At 42.4% G+C, this 7,684-nt stretch carries 9 protein-coding genes; 4 read left to right on the forward strand and 5 right to left on the reverse strand.

Features of this window, described 5'->3' with window-relative positions:
• Nucleotides 1-16 precede the first annotated feature (16 nt).
• Both rfbB and BK582_RS08630 read left to right on the forward strand, forming a co-directional pair.
• The gene (gene rfbB / locus BK582_RS08625) at nt 17-1,045 is read left to right on the forward strand and encodes a dTDP-glucose 4,6-dehydratase (protein ID WP_078594308.1); all 1,029 of its coding nucleotides are present in this window, start codon (nt 17-19) and stop codon (nt 1,043-1,045) included.
• A gap of 20 nt (nt 1,046-1,065) precedes the next feature.
• Nucleotides 1,066-1,437, forward strand: a complete 372-nt coding sequence (locus BK582_RS08630) for a DUF8042 domain-containing protein (protein WP_078594311.1) — start codon at nt 1,066-1,068, stop codon at nt 1,435-1,437.
• A 565-nt stretch (nt 1,438-2,002) separates the two neighbouring features.
• On the opposite strand, the gene BK582_RS26880 is transcribed toward BK582_RS08630, so the two are convergent.
• Genes BK582_RS26880 through nagA form a run of 4 tightly spaced genes read right to left on the reverse strand, consistent with a single transcriptional unit; the run spans nt 2,003 to nt 4,804 of the window.
• Complete coding sequence (locus BK582_RS26880; protein WP_169910913.1) at nt 2,003-2,164, reverse strand: hypothetical protein; 162 nt, start codon at nt 2,162-2,164, stop codon at nt 2,003-2,005.
• A gap of 4 nt (nt 2,165-2,168) precedes the next feature.
• Complete coding sequence (locus tag BK582_RS08635) at nt 2,169-2,897, reverse strand: GntR family transcriptional regulator (protein WP_078594313.1); 729 nt, start codon at nt 2,895-2,897, stop codon at nt 2,169-2,171.
• Nucleotides 2,898-2,933: 36 nt separating this feature from the next.
• Entirely contained in the window at nt 2,934-3,656 is a 723-nt protein-coding gene (nagB, locus tag BK582_RS08640; RefSeq protein WP_078594316.1) for a glucosamine-6-phosphate deaminase, read from the reverse strand.
• Nucleotides 3,653-4,804 (reverse strand): N-acetylglucosamine-6-phosphate deacetylase, encoded by a 1,152-nt coding sequence (nagA, locus tag BK582_RS08645; RefSeq protein ID WP_078594318.1) that lies wholly within the window; start codon nt 4,802-4,804, stop codon nt 3,653-3,655. Before nagA ends, nagB begins: the two co-directional genes overlap by 4 nt.
• Nucleotides 4,805-5,061: 257 nt before the next feature.
• On the opposite strand from nagA, the gene nagE reads away from it, so the two are divergent.
• Entirely contained in the window at nt 5,062-6,447 is a 1,386-nt protein-coding gene (nagE, locus tag BK582_RS08650) for an N-acetylglucosamine-specific PTS transporter subunit IIBC (protein ID WP_078594320.1), read from the forward strand.
• Complete coding sequence (locus BK582_RS08655) at nt 6,444-7,346, forward strand: DUF7916 family protein (protein WP_078594322.1); 903 nt, start codon at nt 6,444-6,446, stop codon at nt 7,344-7,346. The genes nagE and BK582_RS08655 overlap by 4 nt, the downstream gene beginning before the upstream one ends.
• A gap of 82 nt (nt 7,347-7,428) precedes the next feature.
• Here the strand turns inward: BK582_RS08655 and BK582_RS08660 are convergent.
• Nucleotides 7,429-7,684: integrase core domain-containing protein (locus BK582_RS08660; RefSeq protein WP_218190717.1), on the reverse strand; the 256-nt coding region annotated here is incomplete at its 5' end.

Below are 7,684 nucleotides of genomic sequence, written 5' to 3' on the forward strand. Positions count from 1 at the left end.
GAGAGCAAATAAAGGCATGAATACAATAAAAGAAAAACCAAAGATTATTTTAGTAACAGGCGGAGCTGGATTTATCGGGACAAATTTTATACAGTATATGCTATGTAATACTAATGATTATATTGTTAACTTGGATTTATTGACCTATGCAGGCAGGTTAAGTAACCTAAAAGATATTGAATATAATAAACGATATGATTTTGTTAGAGGTGACATTGCAGATCTAGCATTACTTGAAGATTTATTTGCTAAATATAAGTTTGATACGGTGATAAACTTTGCTGCTGAGTCGCATGTAGACCGAAGTATTGATAATCCTGAAATTTTTCTGCAAACGAACGTACTTGGCACACAAGCATTATTAGAAGTTTCCAGAAAGTCATGGAAATTAAATAGTAATGATAAATACAATTTAAAATATAGAGAGAATGTTAAATTCATTCAAGTCTCAACTGACGAAGTATACGGAACCCTCGGGAAAGAAGGGGTATTTACAGAAAAAACACCTTTAGCCCCTAATAGTCCATATTCAGCTTCCAAGGCCTCAGCTGATATGGTTGTTAGAGCTTATTTTGAAACATATGGCTTACCAGTATGTATTACTCGTTGTTCAAACAATTATGGGCCATATCAATTTCCAGAAAAATTAATTCCATTGATCATTAATTCCGCTCAAAATAACAAGACAATACCTGTTTATGGGGATGGAAAGCAGATACGCGATTGGCTCTACGTAGAAGATCATTGTTCTGCTATTAATACAGTGTTACATAAAGGGAAAAATGGTGAAGTTTATAATATAGGCGGAAACAATGAGAAAGAGAATATTGAAATTGTAAAACTAATATTAAAGCTACTAGGAAAAAGTGAAAGCTATATTAAGCATATACAGGATCGTTTAGGTCATGATAGACGCTATGCCATTGATAATAGTAAAATTAAAACTGAATTAGGCTGGTCGCCAGTAACATCATTTGAGTCAGGTATAATAAAGACTGTTCAGTGGTATGAGAGTAATAAAAATTGGCTGAAGAATGCATTTTAAATAGAAAGTAGTGAATTTAAATGGAAGAACAAATAGAGGTAATGAGACAATCTCTAGGTTTAATAGATACTGTGTTAGAAGGGTTAACACACATTGTTAAACAGCTAGAAGAAGGGCTCACATCTGAGGCTGTTCAATTGATTAGCGACATTAACCTAGCATCTGCTTCACTAGAAAATTCTTTAAGCGGACTTTTAACAGAGCTGGACTCTACAGGACTCACATTAAATCAAATGGAAGAAGTAAAACTGAGCTTGGAACAAGTAACCTTTTTATTTGAAGGTCAAAACTTTGATCAAGTGAGAGTACAGATTCAGGATAAATTAATCCCTCGAGTGGACAATTTGAACGATCTGCTTAAAAAGGTGTTTCAACCATTTCTTGTATCATAACATTGGTATGGCTTATGAAGGATGCCATTGTCCCTGTCGGAGAATTCTTGTTAAAACCGTGACTCTTCCAAGAATGAACTATGGAATTTCTTGGTGATTTAGGAAATTGTAGTTATGTATGGAACAACCTTATCTCTAAAAAGTCCGCGGCTTCGAGTTATCATGGGCTTTCTTTCGTTCGCTAAACTAGTTATTGCAATAGCTCATTCCTAGTTTTATATCTTTCTAACAGCGCTTTGTTATATTCGTCCGCATTATCTACATTTCCACTCTTCAATATAGGAAGCGGAGAGTTTTCTACGCGAGCATTTTGAACGCGCTTCTTAGAAAACAGTGTGAAGGAGGATGAAACCGATAACCGTAGATGTTGGGCTTTCGGGCGTGTCTAGGATAGGGTGCCTTAACACCATCCCCAACTGGGCTGTGGTTATCCAGTGTGCAGTCTGCCATATCCATTAAAAGCTTTTCGGATGACGGAAAGACAGTGGATGGTTGTATAAGGTTGTATAAGCTTGAGAAGTGATGGCGAACACCGATGCTCCATTTTCTTGACTGATTTTGCAGACTAGTACAGGGTTCCGGCGAGAGGTTGAAACGATATTTTGATCATGCCATCCTGTCTGAGTGTGCGAATGATATGAGAGGCTGCTTCTTCAAATGTATTCTCCTCTGATTCCCGAAGTTGTTTAATTATTTTTTCAATCTCCTGCATATATCTGAAGTTCATGCTGTTACCCCTCACGTTTCATTTCAGTAATAAACTTATAACGGTCTCCCCGATAGACAGATTTAACATATTCAACCGTACTGTCATCGCTTAAAAATGTCGTTCTCTCAAGGAGCAGAACAGGGGCGCCCTCATCGATCGTCAGCAGTTCTGCTTCTAGCTTTGTGGCAAAAGAAGGTTCTATCGTCTGGCGTGCCCGGTGGATGGCCAGCCCCAGGCTTTTTTCAATGTAATCGTATAACGAGCCTTCCAGATGTTTTTCGGACAAACCGGGAAGCCGGTCTTTAATGAGATAAGACACTTCATAAGCCATAGGGTCACCGTCGCCAAGCCTCAAACGGCTAATCTGGTAAACTTCAGCCCTAGGCTCTATTCCCAGCTGTTTTGCGACACCATCCTCAGCATCGACGACCTTAAAACTGATCAGCTTTGACCCTGGTTCAATACCCCGCATTCTCATATCCTCAGAAAACCCGGTTAATTTCATAAGGGGCTGCTCGATCTTTTTTTCAGCCACGAATGTTCCCTTGCCTTTTATACGTGTTAAAAGCCCTTCGTTCATGAGATTGTTGAGAGCCTGGCGGACAGTCATTCTGCTTATATTGTAAGTTTCAGACATATCTCTTTCTGACGGCAGTGGAGTGCCAGGTTTCAGTTCTCCGGCTTCAATTTTGTTCCGCAGCTGTTCCTGCAGCTGATAGTAAATCGGAATAGGTGTGTTTTTATTAATCATTGCAACAGACCCTTTCTTTTCGCAAGTCTCAATAGCTTAAATGGACGCGGCAGCAGTTTCATCAACGATTACTGTCACATCAGGATGCTGCTGCAGAGCAGTAATCGGCCATTCTTCGGTCATTGAGCTGTTCACAAGTGAATTTATCGCTTCTGCTTTTGCTTCTCCGCTGGCAATTAATACGATCTCCTTAGCCTTTAAAATGGAGCTTATCCCCATGGTGACAGCATGTGTCGGAACTTCCTCCAGCGATGGGAAAAATCGGGCGTTCGCTTCCCTCGTAGTACTTTTTAACTTCTCAACATGGGTTTCGGAATCAAACGGTGTGCCTGGCTCATTAAAACCTATATGGCCGTTTGCACCGGCGCCCAGCAGCTGAATGTCAACTCCATTCTCATCAAGTAACGCCTCATATCGTCTGCATTCTTCCTGAAGGTTTTCCGCTGTGCCGTCCGGGATAAAACACTGGTCTTCTTTCAATCCCCATGGGTTGTACACATGTTTTTTCATAAATGAGTAGTAACTGTTTGAATCATTTTGTGGAAGATCCGCATATTCATCAAGGTTAAATACTTTTAGTGACCCCGTTGAAACAGTAGAGCTTCTCAGCATTTCTGTGAGTTTTTCATACATTCCAACCGGTGTTCCACCTGTGGCAAGTCCAAGATGAATAGAGGGGCGTTCCTTTATTTTATCGAAAAAAAGCTTCGCGGTAGTTTTACTCATTTCATTATAATCTTTTACACGGATGATTTTCATTGTTGTTCACCTCTGCAAAAAGTTTTTTCTACGTGTCCGTCATGGCTGAGGATAACAATGTCAGCATCACAGCCTTCAGCAATACGGCCTTTCCGGTGGTCGATCTGTAACGATTTTGCCGCATTAAGAGATGTTATCTTAACGATATCAGACCAGCTGATATTTCTGAATTTTAAAGCATTCCTTACTGCATGATCCATATGCAGGACACTCCCTGCCAATGAGCCGTCCTCTAATCTTGCTTCCCTGTTACTAATAGTCACTTTCTGTCCGCCAAGGTCGTATTCCCCTTCAGCAAGTCCTTTACCGCGTATGGCGTCACTGATCAGTATGAGCCGGTCGCTTCCCAGGACCTGATAGGAGAGGTGGGAAACTTCCGGGCTGACGTGAATTTCATCCAGAATGAGTTCGGCTTTTATCTTATCGCTTAAATAAACAGAACCTACAACACCTGGTTCACGGTGGTGAAGGGGGCGCATCCGGTTGAACAGATGAGTGGCATGGGAAAGGCCGTTTTCTTCCGCTTCCTGCATTACAGTAAATGCAGCATCAGAATGACCGACTGAACCAATCACACCTGTCTCATAAAGATGTTTCATTAATTCCTGGCCATTCTTCTCTTCAGGTGCGAAAGTAACGATACGGATACTGTTTCCGGAAATTTTCTGCCATTCCTTAAACAACTCCAGGTCTGGAGGAACGATGTGAACGGAAGGCTGGGCACCTGCCTGTTCCGGGTTGATAAATGGTCCTTCCAGGTGGACACCGAGAAGCTCGGCTCCTGATTCGGATTTATATTGTCCGGCTGTTTTAAGAGCAAGGGAGGTTTCTTCGACGCTTGAAGTAATTGTCGTTGCCAGGAAGCTGGTAACCCCTTCCCCCGGCAGGAACTGAGCGATCGTCGAGAGGGCTTCGTTTGTGCCATCCATCGTATCAGCACCGTTGGCCCCATGGATATGAATATCGATAAAACCTGGCAGGATTACCTCGTCATCTCGCAATTTATACACTGTTGCTCCTTCGGGAGGGAGGGAATTTTGAGCTACAGTCTCTATTTTCCCTTGAGAAATTTTTATTAAAGGGCGGTTTAAGCTGGCTTCCCCGTCAATAAATGCTTTTCCGCCGTAAATGTAAAACGTGCTTCCCATAGTTACCACCTATTTTCTCAAAATATAATTTAAAAAAAGAAAAGAACTTATATATTTTAATCATGTTTGTTTAAGCTGAATGTGTTTTCCTCCTGGTGTTATTATACCCAGTATAACGAATTAAATTGGTATAGACAACTATACTTTTGTGTGTTATATTCTGATCTTGGGTGGAAACGCTGTCATATTTACTTTTAAACAGTGTTTTATGAAGCCCCTTTGGAAATACTTCTCTTAAAGAAAGTGAGGGAGATAAAATGTTAGCTTTTTTACAAAGAATTGGTAAAGCATTAATGCTTCCTGTTGCGGTTTTGCCGGCAGCGGCAATATTGCTTCGTCTCGGACAGGATGACTTACTCGGTATTCCCTTTATGGCGGCTGCTGGTGATGCGATATTTGCGCATCTTGCCTTAATTTTTGCTCTGGGTGTGGCAATAGGGCTGTCAAAGGACGGCAACGGAGCAGCGGCATTAGCCGGTGCAGTCGGGTACTTTGTTTTAACAGAAGGAGCAGCCGCGATTAATGAGGATATTGATATGTCAGTACTCGGCGGAATATTATCAGGTGTTATAGCAGGTTTACTTTATAACAGATATTACAATATTAAACTGCCTGACTGGCTCGCATTCTTTGGGGGACGGAGATTTGTTCCGATTGTTACGGGCGGGGTGATGGTGGTCCTGGCCTTTATATTTGGATTTGTCTGGCCGCCGGTCCAGGAGTTTATTCATGGTGTAGGCGAATGGATTCTAGGGGCCGGAGCATTAGGTGCTGGAATTTACGGTTTCCTGAACAGGATTCTGATTCCGATTGGGCTTCACCACGTTATCAACTCGCTCATCTGGTTTGTCTTTGGTGAATTTGAAGGTGCAACAGGCGAAATTGGGCGGTTCTTTGCCGGAGACCCTTCGGCAGGGTATTTCATGGCAGGATTTTTCCCAATTATGATGTTCGGCCTTCCTGCTGCTGCGATTGCGATGATTTTTGCAGCTAAAAAGAAATACAGGAAAGCTGTAGCCGGGGGGATGATCGGTATTGCGGTCACTTCATTCCTGACGGGGATTACAGAACCGATTGAATTCTCGTTTATGTTTCTGTCCCCGTTGCTTTATGTGACTCACGCGATTTTAACCGGTATATCTATGATGGTGGCTGTCATGCTTGATATCCGGCACGGCTTCGGATTTTCTGCAGGGGCATTTGACTACCTGCTGAATTTTGGTATCGCTCAGAATCCACTGATACTGCTATTTCAGGGGCTCGTTTTCGGAGCTATTTACTTTGTGGTTTTCTATTTCTTAATTGTAAAACTGGATCTGAAAACTCCTGGCCGCGAGGAGGGAGACATAGTAATGGATGAGGATGCTCCAAAAGAGAAGAAAACAAGCAAGGGCAACGAAAAGTATGGGCAGATGGCTGAAAAATTCATTGCCGGTCTTGGAGGCAGTGAGAATATCACCTCCATTGATAATTGTGCAACACGTCTTCGGCTTAATGTAAAAGATATGGGACAGGTGGATGAAGACGCTCTGAAAAAAAACGGAGCTAAAGGAGTTATGAAAATAGGGGACAAAAATATTCAGATTATCGTCGGAACGGACGTGGAGTTTGTGGCTGACGAAATGAAGGACAGAAAAGAATGAAGCGTTTATTAAGTTCAGTGTCTTCAGAGCTTCTTGCCATGACTGGCCCCGAATTAAAACAAGCAATAAAAGCTTCTGAAGGCCGTACAGTCGTAGCTGAAGTTATTGGGGCAGTCCCATCCCTTTATCCTGAGGTAACAAATGGAGAGATAGCAGCGGCATTTGGCGCGGATATGATCCTGCTTAACGGATGTGATGTTTTCAATCCTGAAGTTCAGGGTCTGCCGGCTGAAAATGGCAATCTTCTGGCTGAATTCAGAATGCTGACTGGTCTGCCATTAGGCATTAACCTGGAACCCGTTGACCCTGAAGCTGATTTTTCTGAAACTGTCCAGTCCCTCCCCCTGGGGCGGACAGCTTCTGCTGAGACACTTGAAAAAGTGAAGGAGCTGGGGATCGATTTTATTTGTCTCACAGGCAATCCCCAGACTGGTGTTTCAAATACCGAAATTGTAAAGGCAATCAGGCGAGCAAGAGATATATTAGGAGAAGACACTCTTATAATTGCTGGGAAAATGCACGGTGCAGGAGTGAATGAAGAGGTAGTTACCGAGCAGCTTGTTCAGGAATTCGTGAAGGCGGGTACAGATGTCGTACTACTTCCTTCTCCTGGTACGGTGCCAGGTGTGACTCAGGAAAAAGCCGCTCTATGGGCGGAAATCGGCAGGAAACACGGTGCCTTAACGATGTTCACGATAGGAACCAGCCAGGAAGGGGCGGATGAATCTACAATCCGCCAGATCGCTCTTCAGAATAAAATGGCTGGAGCTGATATTCACCATATTGGGGACGCCGGATTCCACGGAATTGCTGTACCAGAAAATATTATGGCATATTCTATTACTGTCCGGGGAAGGCGTCATACGTTTATCAGAATGGCAAGGTCGATCAGAAGATAGTTCGGGTGGTGACAGTGGTCAAGCCCCTGGTAAATAGACAATAAACAAATTCGACAATTTAGGTTCTAATATTCGTTAGAACCTAAATTGCATGTAGATATCTTTTATGGTATTCCTTTGGAGATGCATACCCCATCTTTTTCTGTATACGTTCTTCATTGTAGAAGCGGATATATTTTTTAAAGTCCAATTGTACTTGCACTAAATTAGTAGTCGGATAAAAATGAGGAAACTCTGTTTTTAGTTGTGAAAAGAAACTTTCTATAACCGCGTTATCCCAGCAGTTTGCTTTGCGAGACATGCTAGGTATAAACTTCAGTCTTTTGCTTAACATCGTA

Source organism: Evansella clarkii, from assembly GCF_002019695.1.
GTDB classification, from domain to species: Bacteria; Bacillota; Bacilli; order Bacillales; family Salisediminibacteriaceae; genus Evansella; species Evansella clarkii.